The organism is Rheinheimera texasensis (assembly GCF_964031785.1).
GTDB lineage: Bacteria > Pseudomonadota > Gammaproteobacteria > Enterobacterales > Alteromonadaceae > Pararheinheimera > Pararheinheimera texasensis_A.
In genome coordinates this window covers 1-15826 of the sequence record NZ_CAXIRE010000008.1, presented here as the reverse complement: position 1 = coordinate 15826, position 15826 = coordinate 1, and the positions used below count along the sequence as shown (strand labels likewise).

At 51.0% G+C, this 15826-nt stretch carries 17 protein-coding genes; 8 read left to right on the top strand and 9 right to left on the bottom strand.

The window, feature by feature from the left end; genetic code table 11:
* Positions 1 to 42: 42 nt before the first annotated feature.
* Positions 43 to 606 (bottom strand): DUF2390 domain-containing protein, encoded by a 564-nt coding sequence (locus tag ABNT34_RS01055; RefSeq protein WP_348727991.1) that lies wholly within the window; start codon positions 604 to 606, stop codon positions 43 to 45.
* Entirely contained in the window at positions 596 to 2512 is a 1917-nt protein-coding gene (locus tag ABNT34_RS01050) for an ATP-binding cassette domain-containing protein (protein ID WP_348727989.1), read from the bottom strand. Before ABNT34_RS01050 ends, ABNT34_RS01055 begins: the two co-directional genes overlap by 11 nt.
* A gap of 99 nt (positions 2513 to 2611) precedes the next feature.
* Here ABNT34_RS01050 and ABNT34_RS01045 point away from each other — a divergent pair, with 99 nt between their 5' ends.
* Entirely contained in the window at positions 2612 to 2818 is a 207-nt protein-coding gene (locus ABNT34_RS01045) for a YheV family putative zinc ribbon protein (RefSeq protein WP_348727987.1), read from the top strand.
* A gap of 4 nt (positions 2819 to 2822) precedes the next feature.
* Here the strand turns inward: ABNT34_RS01045 and ABNT34_RS01040 are convergent, their stop codons facing one another.
* Together ABNT34_RS01040 and ABNT34_RS01035 are read right to left on the bottom strand one after the other, a co-directional pair.
* Complete coding sequence (locus ABNT34_RS01040) at positions 2823 to 3053, bottom strand: SlyX family protein (RefSeq protein WP_031570193.1); 231 nt, start codon at positions 3051 to 3053, stop codon at positions 2823 to 2825.
* Positions 3050 to 4036 (bottom strand): hypothetical protein, encoded by a 987-nt coding sequence (locus ABNT34_RS01035; RefSeq protein WP_348727986.1) that lies wholly within the window; start codon positions 4034 to 4036, stop codon positions 3050 to 3052. The genes ABNT34_RS01040 and ABNT34_RS01035 overlap by 4 nt, the downstream gene beginning before the upstream one ends.
* 99 nt (positions 4037 to 4135) lie before the next feature.
* On the opposite strand from ABNT34_RS01035, the gene ABNT34_RS01030 reads away from it, so the two are divergent.
* The gene (locus ABNT34_RS01030) at positions 4136 to 4909 is read left to right on the top strand and encodes an FKBP-type peptidyl-prolyl cis-trans isomerase (RefSeq protein WP_348727984.1); all 774 of its coding nucleotides are present in this window, start codon (positions 4136 to 4138) and stop codon (positions 4907 to 4909) included.
* Positions 4910 to 4983: 74 nt separating this feature from the next.
* On the opposite strand, the gene rsd is transcribed toward ABNT34_RS01030, so the two are convergent.
* Positions 4984 to 5472 carry a sigma D regulator gene (gene rsd / locus ABNT34_RS01025; protein WP_348727983.1) on the bottom strand — a complete coding sequence of 163 codons (489 nt, stop codon included), beginning with the start codon at positions 5470 to 5472 and terminating at the stop codon, positions 4984 to 4986.
* Positions 5473 to 5619: 147 nt separating this feature from the next.
* Here rsd and nudC point away from each other — a divergent pair, with 147 nt between their 5' ends.
* The 4 genes from nudC to ABNT34_RS01005 all read left to right on the top strand — a co-directional run bounded on the left by nudC (position 5620) and on the right by ABNT34_RS01005 (position 9304).
* Positions 5620 to 6408: an NAD(+) diphosphatase gene (gene nudC / locus ABNT34_RS01020; RefSeq protein ID WP_348727981.1), complete on the top strand. Its 789-nt coding sequence runs from the start codon at positions 5620 to 5622 to the stop codon at positions 6406 to 6408.
* Positions 6409 to 6660: 252 nt separating this feature from the next.
* Positions 6661 to 7734: a uroporphyrinogen decarboxylase gene (hemE, locus tag ABNT34_RS01015; RefSeq protein ID WP_348727979.1), complete on the top strand. Its 1074-nt coding sequence runs from the start codon at positions 6661 to 6663 to the stop codon at positions 7732 to 7734.
* 204 nt (positions 7735 to 7938) lie between these two features.
* Entirely contained in the window at positions 7939 to 8244 is a 306-nt protein-coding gene (locus ABNT34_RS01010) for a helix-turn-helix transcriptional regulator (RefSeq protein ID WP_348727977.1), read from the top strand.
* A gap of 10 nt (positions 8245 to 8254) precedes the next feature.
* On the top strand, positions 8255 to 9304 hold the full coding sequence (locus tag ABNT34_RS01005) for an alkene reductase (protein ID WP_348727975.1): 1050 nt from the start codon (positions 8255 to 8257) through the stop codon (positions 9302 to 9304).
* Positions 9305 to 9370: 66 nt separating this feature from the next.
* Here the strand turns inward: ABNT34_RS01005 and sthA are convergent, their stop codons facing one another.
* Complete coding sequence (gene sthA, locus ABNT34_RS01000) at positions 9371 to 10798, bottom strand: Si-specific NAD(P)(+) transhydrogenase (RefSeq protein ID WP_348727973.1); 1428 nt, start codon at positions 10796 to 10798, stop codon at positions 9371 to 9373.
* Positions 10799 to 10911: 113 nt separating this feature from the next.
* Positions 10912 to 12057, bottom strand: coding sequence for a fatty acid desaturase (locus tag ABNT34_RS00995; RefSeq protein WP_348727971.1), 1146 nt, complete (start codon positions 12055 to 12057; stop codon positions 10912 to 10914).
* Between the two features lie 104 nt (positions 12058 to 12161).
* On the opposite strand from ABNT34_RS00995, the gene fabR reads away from it, so the two are divergent.
* Complete coding sequence (fabR, locus tag ABNT34_RS00990) at positions 12162 to 12770, top strand: HTH-type transcriptional repressor FabR (RefSeq protein ID WP_031566597.1); 609 nt, start codon at positions 12162 to 12164, stop codon at positions 12768 to 12770.
* Between the two features lie 6 nt (positions 12771 to 12776).
* On the opposite strand, the gene trmA is transcribed toward fabR, so the two are convergent.
* Complete coding sequence (gene trmA, locus ABNT34_RS00985) at positions 12777 to 13871, bottom strand: tRNA (uridine(54)-C5)-methyltransferase TrmA (protein ID WP_348727968.1); 1095 nt, start codon at positions 13869 to 13871, stop codon at positions 12777 to 12779.
* Between the two features lie 129 nt (positions 13872 to 14000).
* On the opposite strand from trmA, the gene murI reads away from it, so the two are divergent.
* On the top strand, positions 14001 to 14795 hold the full coding sequence (gene murI / locus ABNT34_RS00980; RefSeq protein ID WP_348727966.1) for a glutamate racemase: 795 nt from the start codon (positions 14001 to 14003) through the stop codon (positions 14793 to 14795).
* On the opposite strand, the gene ABNT34_RS00975 is transcribed toward murI, so the two are convergent.
* Positions 14796 to 15293 carry an RNA-binding protein gene (locus tag ABNT34_RS00975; RefSeq protein WP_348727964.1) on the bottom strand — a complete coding sequence of 166 codons (498 nt, stop codon included), beginning with the start codon at positions 15291 to 15293 and terminating at the stop codon, positions 14796 to 14798. It abuts the gene before it with no gap.
* Positions 15294 to 15826: the final 533 nt, after the last annotated feature.

Genomic DNA, 15826 nt, shown 5'->3' with positions numbered 1-15826 from the left:
AGGCAGTTTAGTCAGCGGCAGGCGGGCAAACCCTGATACAGATCAAGCTTTGACGGGGGAAAATGGCTGTGACAGCCCCAGTTGCAGCAGGGCTTGATCCAGATCAACAGTTAGCTGCTGTTCGATTGAGGCAGGCACCTGATGGCTGTGCAGATATTGCTGGCGTAAGGTGCTGGCCGGCACAATGCAGTCTGCGGCATCGGCACAACACTGCACCAACGCACGCTGCTCTAACCGCTCCGTCGTCAATTCAGTATCGAGCAGTTGTTGGCGCAATTGCACTAACAATGGGTCTGCTGGCTGCTCCTTCAACACGCGACTGACTTCACGCCGGATTTGGCGGATCTGTTGCGTGGTCAGATGCTGCGGGCTCAGCGCCTGCATTAACTGCGGCAATGGCGGCAAACTCGGCCGCCAGGCGCTCAGCAGCAACAGATTCACATTGCAGTTGTATTGGTCTTGCAGGGCCAACAGTTCAGTCTGCAGCAAAGGGTAAAGTGCCAGACTGAACTGCCAGAACTGTGCTGCGTGGTCGGTTTCAGCCGGCAGCTCAGTTGAGCTTGTATCAGTTGACCTTTTATCAGTTAACCTTTTATCAGTTGACACCGTTGGCCTGCCAGAAATTCTCGGTTTTGAGCTCCAGCTGTTCCTGCGCTTCAAACCAATTGAGCTCGACGTCACCCAGTTCATTGCTGAGTTTGGTTTGCTCGGCCAGCAACTTAGTCAGGTCGGCTTTACGGTTGGCATCGTACAGGCTGACATCGGCCAGTTCAGTTTCAATGTTGTTAAGCCGTGCCTGCAGTTTTTCCTGCTGTTGTTCCAGTTTTTCAATTTGTTGCTTCAGCGGCCGCAGCAAATTGCGCAGGTCGGCTTCGAGGCGTTTCTGATCTTTACGCTGCTGCGCTACCGGCGCTTCGGTGCTGGCTGGCGTGGTTTTTTGCTGCTGCAGCTTGCTGTCGTTTTGCAGCCACTGGTAATAGTCCTGCAAATCGCCGGCAAAAGGGGCCACTTTGCCATGCGCCACCAGATAAAACTCGTCAGTGGTAGAAGCCAGCAAATGCCGGTCGTGCGACACGACGACAATAGCACCTTCAAACCCCTGCAGCGCCATCACAATGGCTTCGCGCATGTCGAGGTCCAGGTGGTTGGTCGGTTCATCGAGTAACAGCAGGTTTGGCCGCTGATAAACCAGCAGCGCTAACACTAACCGGGCTTTTTCACCGCCGGAAAAAGGCCCGCACGGCGCTAAAGCTTTATCACCATGAAAACCAAAACCACCGACATAATCCCGCAGGCTCTGTTCTGTCGCTTGCGGTGCCAGCCGCACTAAATGTTGCAGCGGCGAATCCTGCGGCCGCAGTGTTTCCAGCTGATGCTGAGCAAAATAACCGATGCTGACGCCGTTGGCGTACCATAAATCACCGGCCTGCGGTGGCATAGCGCCGGATAAAAGCTTGATTAACGTCGATTTACCGGCACCGTTGCGGCCTAATAAACCGATGCGGCTACCCGGCAACAGCTGAAAATTAATCTGCTGTAAAATTGAAGTGTCGCCATAACCGGCGCGCACGTTTTCTAATTTCAGTAATGGGTTTGGTAAAGCCCGTGGCGGCAGGAACTCAAACTGGAAGGGCGAATCGACGTGTGCCGGCGCCAATAACGTCATACGTTCTAAGGCTTTAATCCGGCTTTGCGCCTGTTTGGCTTTGGTGGCCTGAGCGCGGAAGCGGTCAATATAAGATTGCAGATGCGCAACCTGACGCTGTTGTTTTTCATACATCGATTGTTGTTGCGCCATTTGTTCAGCGCGCTGACGTTCAAACTGGCTGTAGTTGCCGCGGTATAAATTCAGTTTCTGATTGTCGATATGCACAGTGTTATCGATGACGGCATCAAGAAAATCGCGGTCATGGCTAATCAGCAGCAAAGTGCCGTCAAAGTTACTCAGGTATTTTTCCAGCCATAATACTGCGTCTAAATCGAGGTGGTTGGTCGGTTCATCGAGCAGCAGCAATTCAGCGCGTTGCATCAGCGCCCGCGCCAGATTCAGCCGCATCCGCCAGCCACCGGAGAAAGATTTCACGCTGTGTTGTTGCATGTCACCACTGAACCCGAGGCCGTCGAGCAACGTACCTGCTTTGGCTTCAGCACGATAACCATCCAGTGTTTCAATCTGATGGTGCACTGCGACCAAATCGGTGTCGGCAGCGGCATGGCGCACCAGCAACAGCAACGGATATAACGATTCGTCGCCCTGCAGCACATAGTCCATGGCGCTGATGTCCAGCGCCGGTGTTTCCTGCGCCACAGTGGCTATGGTCCAGCTCGCCGGAATACTGACACTGCCGGCGTCCGGCTGCAGTTTGCCCTGCAACATGGCAAACAGCGAGGATTTGCCACAGCCGTTGGCGCCGATAATACCGACCTTTTGGCCCGGAAATACGGTAAGATCGGCGTCTTGTAATAAAGCCAAAGCGCCGCGGCGTAATTCGATGTTCTGAAGTTGGATCATAAAAACTATACCCGTCGGAAGAGGCTGCTAATGTAATCGGAATGGCCCGGCAAACCAAGTATTGCCGCGGTTTTTACTCAGTGGGAGTCAGATATTTTCATGCAAAACCGCAAAAAAAAGCGCTTTATCGCCGGGGCGTCCTGCCCGAAATGTAAAGCCATCGACACCATGATGTTGTTTCTGGAAAACAACGTGGAAAAAGTCGAATGTGTGCAATGTGGTTATCAGATGGCACAACCGGGCACTGAAATCGAAAAAGCCGCGCGCCCGGCTGAGACTGTGATTGGCGTATTTAAACCGGAATAAACAATTAATAATGCGGCGGTGGCGGTTCTTCGTCAGTGCGCAGAATGCCGCTGTCGGTATTGCCCTGTAATTTTTCGGCCAGGATCAAGACATGGCGCTGCAGTTTTTCAATGCGGCGCTGGTGCTCCAGCAATTCATTGTTGAGTGCCTGTAAAGTGTCTTCCTGAAAAGCGACTTTGCTCTCCAGTTCAACCACTTGTTGTTGTAATTGCTCATGACTGTTGTGCAGTGTCATGGTTTGAACTCCCAGTATTCGGCCAGACCACTGGAACTCAGGGTCAGCACCTGCCCGTTATTGAGCAGCGCGACATCATACACTACGGCACCCGGTGGTTTGGCATAAGGTGAAGGACTGACTGCCCAGTCTTTGACCAGTTGACCGGTCTGAACGTTCCAGATGCTGGCGCGCTGCGAAGGCGAACCAGTCAACAGCCATTTACCATCGCTGCTAAAACGCGCGCTGCTAAAAACACGGCCCCGATCCAATTTCAGTTTACTCAGCACACGGCCAGTTCTGATATCCAGCAGCTGCGCCTGCTGCAAACTATCTGCACTGAACAGGTAACGCCCTTGAGTATCCAGCGCCACCCGGGTCACCCGGTTCGGATGCGACATACTCTGCAGGATTTGCGCGCTGTCGGTATCCCAGAAATAACTGTGTAAATCGCTGCTGCCAGTGAGGGCATAACGGCCATTGGGCGACAGCGCCACTGCATTGATATTTTCACTATGGCCCTGAAACTCCAATCGCCGGCCGCTTTTGAGTGTGATGTGCTGGATTTTGCCATCGCTTTGGCCAATCAGCAGGTGACGACCATAATCCGACACTGCGATGTCGCGTACTGTGACACCGGCTTGCATGGCCCAAAATCCAAGATTTTTACCGTCTTGCAGGTCCCACAGCGCGACATTGACCGGGTCTGCACTGAGTAAATACTTGCCGTCTGCGCTGAACGCCAGATGGGTCACCAGATTTTGCGTGGGGTCACCGTGGCTTAAACGGTATTTGGCGCTGCCAGCCTGCAGGTCCCAGACGATAATGCCTGAGGTCAGACTACTGACGGCCAATAACTGACTGACGGGGCTAATCGCGCCTGCAACTGTGCCTTCTGCGCTGATCACTTGCTGGCGCAGTAAATCTTTTGGAACTTCTGTGCAGCTTATCAGCCAAAGGCTGAGAAAAATGGCCAGATATTTAGATCTAAGTGTTAACGTCATCCGCACAAGCCTGTAGTATAGCCGTGGTTGAAGGTTAGTCCTTTCTGCTTATCACAACACAATTTTGCAGTGAAGTCTGCAGTTTATTTGGAGAGTCAAATGCGCGTAGCAATGAAGGTGTCGCTGATCGCAGCCGCCCTGATTTCATTATCAGCTTGTCAAAAAGAAGCTGCTGAACCAGCTGCACCGAAGCTGGATACCGACACCGCCAAGCAGTCTTATGCTCTGGGTCTGTCAGCCGGTAAGTACCTGAACAATGCAGTTGAAGAACATAAAAAGTTAAACCTGACGCTGGATTCTGCCCTGATCCTGCGTGGTGTGCAGGATGCAGCCGGTGGCGGCAAACCAGCTATGGCTGAAGAAGACATTCAGAAAGTGCTGACCGCACTGGACGAGCAATTCCGCAACAAACAAGCCGAAATGGCAAAAACTAAAGCAGAAGAAGCCAAAGCCAAAGGCGTTGCTTACTTAGCTGAAAACGCCAAAAAAGCTGGCGTGACCACTACAGCTTCAGGCCTGCAATACGAAGTGATCACTGCTGCGGATGGCGCCAAGCCAAAAGCAGAAGACACTGTCAAAGTAAAATACAAAGGTACACTGACTGACGGTACTGAGTTTGACAGCACTGAGAAGAACAACAACGGCGAGCCAATCGAGTTCCCGTTAAACCGCGTGATCAAAGGCTGGACTGAAGGTGTGCAGCTGATGGGCGTGGGTTCTAAGTTCAAGTTCACAGTGCCATCAGAACTGGCTTACGGTGAAAACGGCATGGGCCCAATCCCGGCGAACAGCGTCCTGGTGTTTGAAGTTGAACTGGTTGGTATTTCTGCTCCTGAAGCCGCTGCACCTGCAGGCGAAGAAGCAAAAAAGTAGTCATAGCTACACCGTATAAAACGCAATAAAGCCGGCAATGCCGGCTTTATTTTTGCGTTTATTTCAGAGTTTTCTCAGGCCGAGACACCCTGGGTATGTTTCAGGAATAAGGTTTGGATCAGTTCATCTTCCAGACCAAAACGCTCTTCCAGCGCCTGACCCAGCCGGGACAAATCAGCATCAAAGCTGCTCAATGTCTGATTCGCTGCTTCGTCGGCAAATTTGTCGTTAAATTCCAGAGCCAAATCGGTCGACGCGGCAATCTTCGGACACAAAGCCTCAGCTAAAGCTTTGCTATGCGCGCCATTGGTCGCACATTGCGAGACAATCTGGTCATAAACTTCAAAATGGCCAGCAGATAAATAATCCATCAGCAGCTGACAGAAATGCAGAATGTGCTGTTGTTCCGGCAATTGCTGGCCGGCGTTTTGTTTGTCGAAAGGCGGCAATGCCGCGAGTTTGCAATAACAGACGATGAGTTGCTGCCGCTCTTCCAGCCAGTTATCAATCGCTGTCAGAGAGCCTCCCCATTGCTGCCGGGCACTCTGTAGCCGGTTGTACATAAGCGGTTCCTTGTAAAACTTAACCTGTCTGAATAATGCTAATTAAAAGAATTCTGCGATAAAGATCAACACATTTTTGATTGGTCGGTTCAGTCTGAGCCGTTATCATGGTATTGAATCGCCACTTTGTTTCGAAAGGTTATCCATATGAGTAAGCACAGCCTGAGTCTGGCCGGGGTGTCACAGGCGTATTGGTTTGTCGTTTGTCAGGGCAAATTGTGGTTACCACAAACTGAAATTCCATTTGGCTCCTGGGCTGAATTTGGTTTGTCGGAACCTGAGCAACTGTGTCAAATCGGTGAGTGGCAACAACAGCCTTGTCTGCTGGCGGTGTATCAGGATCAGCTCAGTGTGCCTGAACAGTGGCAAAGTGCGCGGGCGTTGCTGGACCATCCACAATTACACTGGTTTGAGCTGGCGGCGCGTGCGACGCAATTTGCGCTGTTTTTACAGACCCATAGATATTGTGGTCAGTGTGGCTGTGGCATGCGTCTGGTCAGCTGGGAACTGGCGATGTTATGCCCGCAGTGTGGGCATCGCACGTATCCGCGGATTTCACCTTGTGTGCTGGTCGCCATTCGCAAAGACGACAGTATTTTGCTGGCCCGCTCTAACCGGCACAAACCTGGTTTTTTTTCGATCCTGGCTGGTTTTGTCGAATCAGGTGAAACCTTAGAACAAGCCGCGGTGCGTGAAGTTGCTGAGGAAGTGGGGGTACAGGTCGGAAATTTACGTTATGCCGGCAGTCAGCCCTGGCCATTCCCGCATTCGCTGATGATGGGTTTTTATGCAGATTATGTCAGTGGCGATATTGTCTGCCAGCCAGACGAAATCGCCGAGGCGGATTGGTTTAAACTTGATGAATTGCCGGAAATACCACCAGTACAGACGCTGTCAGGTCAGATGATTCGTTATTTACAGCAAGAGTTTGATTAAGCTCAGTAAAAAGGCTGGTAAAACCAAATAAAAAAGCCACAATTGTGGCTTAAGTTTGAGTGTCGGGCCCGTATAATCGGGCTCTTCATTGTAATTTTCTTCACTAGCGCGTCAGTTTTATACCAAATCGTCTGCGAGGCTGGCAAGTGTATAAATGCAGAAAAACAGAATTATTTTCATTAAATTGCAAAGATAGTGTGCTGGCAGCACAGCTGCTAGAATGACAGTACTCAGTATGACGGTAGAGCAAAGATGCAGCTAAAAAACGATCGATACTTAAGAGCCCTTTTAAAACAACCTGTTGACCGCACGCCAATCTGGATGATGCGCCAAGCCGGACGTTATTTACCTGAGTATCGTGCTACCCGCGCTCAGGCCGGTGATTTTATGTCATTGTGTAAAAACCCTGAACTGGCCTGTGAAGTGACGTTACAGCCATTACGCCGTTATCCGCTCGACGCCGCAATTCTGTTCAGCGACATTCTGACCATCCCGGATGCAATGGGCATGGGCCTGTATTTCGGTGAGGGCGAAGGCCCGAGATTCACCAAACAACTCAGCGATTTTATGGACGTGGTGCAATTACCGGTGCCGGACCCGGAAGTTGAACTGCGTTATGTGATGGACGCGGTGCGCACCATCCGCCGTGAACTGAATGGCGAAGTACCGCTGATTGGTTTTGCCGGTAGTCCGTGGACGCTGGCGACTTACATGCTTGAGGGTGGCAGCAGCAAAACCTTCTCTAAAATCAAAAAGATTATGTATTCAGAGCCGGAGGTGATTCACATCCTGCTCGACAAACTGGCCCAAAGCGTCATTTTGTATCTGAATGCACAGATTGCCGCCGGCGCCCAGTCAGTGATGATTTTTGATACCTGGGGTGGCGTGCTGACGCCAAATTCTTATCGTGAATATTCATTGAGTTACATGCAGCAAATTGTCGACGGTCTGACCCGTCAGGTCGATGGCACGCCTGTCCCTGTGACCCTGTTTACCAAAAACGGCGGCTTGTGGCTGGAGGATATCGCGGCGACCGGTTGTGATGCAGTAGGCCTGGACTGGACCATTGATATCCGTTCTGCCCGTCAGCGTATTGGCGACAAAGTGGCGTTACAGGGCAACATGGACCCGGCATTCCTGTTGGGCACGCCGGAACGGATGCGCTTAGAAGTACAGGCGATTCTGGACGGTTATGGTCAGGGCTCAGGCCATGTCTTTAACTTAGGTCACGGCATCACACCAGATGTTGACCCGGAAAAGGTCAAAGTATTTATTGAAGCCGTGCAGTCGTTCAGCCGGACTTATCATCTGGATAATGACCTCTAACATATTGAAATAAAATCAAAAAGCCAGTCAGTTGACTGGCTTTTTTGTTTCTGAACATAATCCCGACATCGCCTCAAGCAGGATATATCTTCTTATTGGCTTGCCTTACATCTGCTGATTGCTGAATGACCTTTCACAAAATTTCTTGCATATCGTTATTTTGCGATATATATTTCGTTTTATCGCGATATATGGATATAAAACATGAGCTCAACTGACATCGATGAAGTAATCAAGGCGCTGTCGCACCCGGTGCGACGGGAGATCCTGAATTGGCTGAAGCAACCAGAACTGTATTTTGCCGATCAGGAGCATCCGCTGTCGCTGGGCGTCTGTGCCGGCAAAATTGATCAAAAAACCGGATTGTCGCAATCGACAGTCTCAGCCCATCTGGCCACTTTGCAGCGCGCTGGCCTCATCAGCAGCCGCAAAGTTGGACAATGGAATTTTTTCTCCCGCAATGAGGCCGCTATTGCAGAATTTCTGGCCCGTTTGCAACAACAGCTTTAATGGAGTCGTTATGCCTGCGCTTTTTGACCCTTTACAATTAGGTGACCTGACCCTGCCGAACCGGGTTGTGATGGCGCCTTTAACCCGTTGCCGTGCGGATGAAGGCCGGGTGCCAAATCAGTTGATGGCAGAATATTACACCCAGCGTGCCAGCGCGGGCCTGATCCTGTCAGAAGCGACCTCGGTCAATGCCATGGGCGTTGGTTATCCGGATACACCGGGCATCTGGTCAGATGCTCAGGTTGCCGGTTGGCGCTTGGTCACTGACGCCGTGCATGCGGCCGGCGGCCGGATTTTTCTGCAACTGTGGCATGTCGGTCGCGTGTCGGCACCTTTATATCTGGATGGTGCCACGCCCGTGGCACCAAGTGCTGTGCGACCGGCCGGTCATGTCAGCCTGGTGCGCCCGCTGCAGGATTTTGTCACGCCACGCGCGCTGAGCCTTGAAGAGATTGCGGCGACAGTAGCTGATTACCGCCAGGCAGCAATCAACGCCAAAGCCGCCGGTTTCGATGGTGTACATATTCACGGCGCCAACGGTTATTTACTGGACCAGTTTTTACAGGACAGTACCAATTTACGGGATGACCAATATGGTGGTTCTGTTGAAAACCGGGCGCGTTTGTTACTCGAAGTCACAGATGCCTGTATTGAAATCTGGGGTGCCGGCCGGGTTGGCGTGCATCTGGCGCCGCGGATGGACGCACACGATATGGCCGATAGTAATCCGACCGCAACCTTTGGTTATGTCGCCACTGAGCTTGGCAAAAGGCGTATTGCGTTTTTGTCGACACGGGAACATGCCGCAGCGGACAGCCTGACGCCCCTGCTGAAACAACGGTTTGGTGGTGTGGTCATCGCCAACGAGCAATTTGATAAAACGCAGGCCAATCAGTGGCTGGCCGAAGGCAAAGCAGATGCCGTGGCTTTTGGCATTCCGTTTATTGCCAATCCGGATTTGCCGGCACGACTGGCAGCAGACGCACCATTAAACCCGCCGCGGAAAGAGTTGTTCTATGGTAAAGGTCCGGTTGGTTATACCGATTATCCGACGCTGTAACACGAAGCTTTTCAACATAAAAAAACGCCGGCGATTGCCGGCGTTTTGTCTTACAAATCATCAGACTCAGAACAAACGGTTTAAGCCATTCATTGCTGCGACGCGGTAGGCTTCAGCCATGGTCGGATAGTTAAAGGTGGTATGCACAAAGTATTCGACGTTATTGCCGCCGTTTTTCTGCATCATAATGGCCTGGCCGATGTGGACGATTTCGGCCGCACGCTCACCAAAACAATGGATGCCTAAGATTTCCTTGGTGTCGCGATGGAACAGCAGTTTCAGGCTGCCGACACTGGTGTTGGCAATTTGCGCCCGTGCCAGATGTTTAAACTGTGCCCGGCCTACTTCATACGGAATGCGGGCCGCGGTCAGCTGTTGTTCGGTTTTGCCGACTGAACTCATTTCCGGAATGGTGTAAATGCCAACCGGAATATCTTCTATCAGCCGGGTATCACAGTGGCCGTGAATAATCGAATTGCCGGCAATGCGGCCCTGGTCATAAGCCGCACTGGCGAGGCTTGGATAACCAATGACATCGCCAACAGCGTAAATATTATCAACCGCCGTCTGATAATTCTCATTCACCTTCAGCTGACCACGACTGTCAGCTTTGAGTCCGACGGCTTCCAGGTTCAGCGCATCCGTGTTGCCGGTACGGCCATTGGCAAACAGGATACAGTCGGCTTTCATCTTTTTGCCGGATTGCAGATGCAGAATGACGCCGTCATCTAAACCTTCAATCGATTCAAACTCTTCACCATGGCGAATGGTCACGCCTGAATTCCAGAAATGGTAACTGAGCGCATCAGAGATCTCGGCATCCATAAAAGACAACAAACGGTCGCGGGTATTGACCAAATCGACCCGTACGCCAAGGCCGCGGAATATTGAAGCGTATTCACAACCAATAACTCCGGCGCCAAAGATGATGATGTGCCGTGGATCTTCACTCAGTGACAAAATGGTGTCGCTGTCAAAAATATGCGGATGATTAAAGTCCACATTGGCCGGGCGGTAAGGCCGGGAGCCAACCGCGAGTACAATCGTCTGGGCGCTGATCACCCGTTCCGGACCAGTTGGCGGCACAATTTTAATATGATGTTTATCAACAAAAGAGGCGTCGCCGGCAAAAACTTCAACCCGGTTGCGATCGTAAAAACTGCTGCGTAACCGGACTTGTTTGCGGATCACACCAGCGGCATGTTTCAGAATTTGCGGAAAGGTCAGATTGGACGACTGATTGTCCATCTGAAACAGTGGGTTTTCATTGTATTCAATAAAACGGCTGACGGAATGGCGCAACGCTTTAGAGGGAATAGTACCCCAGTGAGTGCAACCGCCACCGACCTGAGTATGGCGCTCAATCACTGCTACTTTTTTACCGCTTTTCGCCAGATTCATCGCGGCGCCTTCACCGCCAGGGCCTGTGCCGATGATAATAGCGTCGTACTCGAATTGTTCTTGAGGTTGCCCTGTGGGCTTTTTATTGGACACCTGAAATTCCGCCTGTTACCTGCCTGCAATGCCAAGATAATAGCAGCTGAAATTCAGGGAACAGAAGCAGAAAAGCCGACTTCCGTCGGCTTTTCTGTTGGTTTTACCGGAGCTTAGGCATATTGACTGATAAACAGTTGCCACTGGCGCTGTTGCAGCTGCCAGTTTTGCTTCAATTCAGCGCAGTGCTTGCCTAAATCAAAATCGTTATAACTTTGTAGCAGCTGGTCTTTCTTCTGCTGCAAGCCCGCTTTTTTCTGCTGCAGTAGCTGTTTTTGCAAATCGAAATAAGCCTGCATCCGTTCCACTAATAACGCGTATTCCTGCTCCATTTTCTGCAGCAACTGCTCAGCGTCCGGCAATTGCAGCTGCAGCGCTTTCGCCTGTGCCCGCTTGAGTTGCATCAGTGCTTTGGCTTTGACAATCTTATCTTCCGGGCAGACCTTCAGATTACGGGTCAGACCCACAAAAGAACAGCCTTTAATCAGCCATTTCGTCGGGTCAAAATGCCACCAGCGAATGCCGTTGCGATAATCGAACTCAAAAATATGGTGGAAGTTGTGGTAACCCTCGCCATAAGTGACCAGAGCCAGCCAGCCGTTATCCCGCGCGGTATTAGTATCGGTATAAGGTTGTTTGCCCCAGATATGCGCCAGCGAGTTAATAAAAAAGGTGAAGTGGTGGCTCAGGACCAAGCGCAGCACGCCGACACTGAGTAACATGCCGAGCATACTGCCAGTCAGTACGCCTAATAACAGCGGTATACCGAAGTTGGTCAGCACCGTCAGCAGCAGGTAATTGTTGTGTTGCCACATCACAATTTTATTGCTTTGCAGGTCACGCACGTTGCTGTAGTCACTGTAGCGCTGCGCCTGGTATTCCCGCAGCATCCAGCCGATGTGGCTGAACCAGAAGCCTTTTTTTGCGGAGTAGGGGTCTTTGTCATTTTGGTCGACAAACTTGTGGTGTACCCGGTGATCCGAAGACCAATGCAACGCACTGTTTTGCAAGGCAAAAGCTCCGCCGATAGCAAAAAACAGCTGTAGCAGCGGATGGGCGTCATAAGTTTTGTGTGCCCACAGACGATGATAACCTGCCGTAATAGACATACCGCAATAACCCAGGCACAGCACTGTGGCAATAATTTCAGTCCAGCTGAAACCAACAAGAATGGCATAAGCAGGAACGCCGATCGCCGCCACTGCAAAGGTCAGGCTGAATAACAGCACGTTGGTCCAGATAATGGGGTGTTTTTCCATGATAGGTACTTTTAGCTTACAACTGTAAGCTAATTTTACTGTGCATTGAAGCGCGGTCAAGGTATAAAATGGGCTTTTAGCGTATGTGTGAACAGGTAACACCAGTGTCGAGAGCCCAGCAAAAAGAAAAGACCCGCCGCGCCATCATTGATGCTGCTTTTGCCCAGCTGAGCCCGGACAAAGGCTTTTCTAGCCTCAGTCTGCGCGAAGTAGCGCGCGAAGCTGGTATCGCGCCAACATCGTTCTACCGTCATTTTGCCGACATGGATGAGCTGGGTTTAACACTGGTGGATGAAGCCGGTCTGATGTTACGACAGCTGCTGCGTCAGGCACGTAATCGTATTGAGAAAAACGGCAGTGTGATCAGGACTTCGATTGAAACCTTTATGGAGTTTGTCGTTGGTAACAGTAACGTGTTCCGGTTGCTGCTGCGTGAGCGTTCCGGTACCTCGGCAGCATTTCGCCGTGCTGTAGCACGTGAAATTCAACATTTCTGCGCTGAACTTGCCGATTATCTGCGTAAAGAAACAGCTTGCCCGGACGAGTATGCGCAGATGCAGGCCGAGGCGATGGTGACCTTGGTGTTCCACGCGGGGGCTGACGCGCTGGACGCGAGTCCGGAAACCCGGGTGCAAATCACTTTAAGAACTATCCTGCAGCTACGTTGGTTGGCGCATGGCGCGGCCGGTTACGGGCGCCGGCCAAAAGACTGACAGCTGTCAGTCCGTCTTTCGCCGCAACCAGACGCCGGATTCCATATGATGGGTATAGGGAAACTGGTCAAAGAAGGCAAACTGCCGGACTTCGTGTGTTTGTGTCAGGGTCTGCAGGTTGTCAGCCAAGGTCGCCGGGTTACACGAAATATACAGAATGTCGTCAAACCGGCTGACCAACTGAACGGTAGCAGGGTCCAAACCAGCCCGCGGTGGGTCGACCAAAATGGTGTTGAGTGCCAAACCATTTAAATCAATATGTTTCAGCGCATTCCCTTGTGCCAGCGCTGCGCTGACATCTTCCGCCGACATCGCTAACACTTGCACGTTGTCGATTTGATTTTGCTTGATATTCAGCTCCGCCGATTTAATCGACACTTTTGACAGCTCTGTCGCCACTACCTGACGGAAATAAGGCGCAAGCGCCAGTGAGAAATTACCATTACCACAATACAGTTCCAGTAAATCGCCTTGTAATTGCCGGGCGATATTGCAGGCCCAGCCGAGCATTTGTTGGTTCACTGTGGCATTTGGCTGACTGAAACTGTTTTCGACCTGCTGATAGCTGAGTTGTCGGTTGTCGACTTGCAATTGCTCGGTAATAAAATCCCGGTCGACCAGAATTTTCTGTTTGCGGGCGCGGCCAATAAAATCCAGTGGATGGTCTGTGGTCAGCTCTGCTTTCAGGTGCCGGACTTCGTCTGCCCATTCTGCCGGTACTGGTTTTTTATAAATCAGTGAAACCAGCAGTTCCCCGTTAAGCCCAGACAGATAATCAATCTGATACAAACGGTTACGTAGCAATGGCCGGCGTTTCAGCGCGTTGATCAGCCGAGGCATAAAATCGGCGATGGTTTTGATCGCAACCGGAAAATAGTCAATGCGGTGGCGGGTCTTGGTTTCTGGGTCAAACATGATGTGATAGAGGTCATCACCGTCGTGCCAGACGCGGAATTCGGCCCGGCAACGGTAATGCTCGGCCGGAGACGGGAAAATTTGCGCGGGAGGCATGCTAAAACTGCTAAAGAGCTGACCGACCTGCTGCGCTTTTTCCGCCAGTAGCTGTGCGTATTGTGCGGGGAAAACCTGACCTGGTTGCATGATGTTGTCTCAGAACTAAGGGGGCGCACATTTTAGAGACTTTTCACGCAGAAACCAAATGCTCTGACCGGTGCTGTTGTGCAGATCGCAATTCTGGCAAAATAACGCCGGCAACTCGTGGGAGCAGATATGCGGATAGGATTTATCGACAGCGGTGTGGGTGGTCTCAGTATTCTGACCACGGTCAGAGCAAAAGTGCCGGCCCACTATATATATGTAATGGATAATCAATATCTGCCGTATGGTGAAAAGTCCGAAGCATTTATCCAGTCCCGTCTGGCGCAATTGTCTGCGTTATTAATAGAGGAAGGCGCTGATCTGATTGTGATCGCCTGCAATACTGCGACCACTCAGGCGGTAGCTTCATTGCGTCCGCAGTTTGACGTGCCTTTTGTTGGTACTGTGCCGGCGATTAAACCCGCCGCCGCACAATATTGTCAAAGTGGCTTCACGGTGTTGGCCACACCGGCGACCTGTCGTAGCAGCTATTTGCAGGGATTGATCGCTGAGTTTGCACCTGGCTGTCCGGTCGGGACCGCTGGTTCCAGTGAGTTAGTCCGGCTGGCCGAGCTGAAAGTCTGGTATCAGCAGGATGTCTGCAGTGCTGTCGCTGCTGAGTTATCTCGCTTGGGATTGCTGCAACAACGGCCTGCAGCCTTGGTTTTAGGCTGTACTCACTTTCCGTTTTTAAAGGCTGAGCTGGCGGCTTGTCTGCCGGATACTGTTTTTCTGGATACTGCGGAAGCTATTGCGCGCCGGGTACATGCATTGGTTGCGGTGGACGGGAATGTGACTAGTGCATCTGAAGAATATCGCCACTTATATATAAGTAGTGGCGCTTTAGATGAACGACAGCGGGTACGGGTGGCTGAACTCGGTTTCGACCAATATCAACATTGGTCAAAACCGGCAACAACTTGCTAATTACTCGTCACTGTCATCATTGTCCTGACGCTCTTTGGCTTCGCGGACTTTCAGCGTACGACCTTCATACTCAAAATCATTCAGCTTCTGAATGACTTTGGCAGCATCTTTCGCTGCAACTTCAACAAATCCAAAACCACGGCGCCGGCCGGTCTGGCGATCTTTCATTAAACGGACATTTAATACGGCGCCGGATTGCTGGAACAGATCCCGTACTGCTTCTTCGTTCGCTTTATAAGGCAGGTTGCCGACATATAAAGTGACCGAAGGACCACTGGCAGTCACAGTGACAGATTTTGCGGCTGTTGTGGTCGGCGCAGACTCCAGTGGTTTCAGTTCCACCAGCATCGGGACCAAAATACCAGCCAGCACCACACCGATGGTTACTGCAGCGGCTGTATCTAATGTCAGGCTGCTCAGGACAAAGCTGAAAACGAGGTAAGTGATAATAGCGAGTGCCAGGGTAAATGGCAGTGAGGATTTTAAACTTGGCAACATATGGAATTCCTGATTCTGCAAAAGGTAAGTAAATACAAAGAAAGCTTTCTACTTATAGTAGTCAATCAGCATCTTAACCAGTAGTTCGCAGGAAGCCAAGCAACTAAGCGGTTGTAAAATGGGAGTTTTTGTTTGGAAAATACACGTTTTGCGGCTTATTTGTCCGAACGATCGCAAAACCCCAACTTTTCTCAAATTTGTGCTTGCGTAAGTTTCGTGACGGCCTATAATGCGCGCCATGCCGACGGGGTGAAGCGAAATGCGAAACGCCGGGTGAGTTTGAAAAGTGAAAAATAGTCGATAAAAAGACGCTTGACACGAAATAAAAACTGACTAAAATGGCCGCCTCGCAGCGAGGTTGGGGTGAAAGCCTCGAAATCGCAAGCAAGGCAAGTAAGTAGGTTGAGCAGAGTAGTTTATTTAAATAGTAAATTTCTCTGCTTGACTTAAAATCTGGGAAGTGTAAGATACGCCTCCCGCTTCGAAGTCGAAGCACGCTCTTTAACAATTAGCAATCAATCATCTGTGTGGGC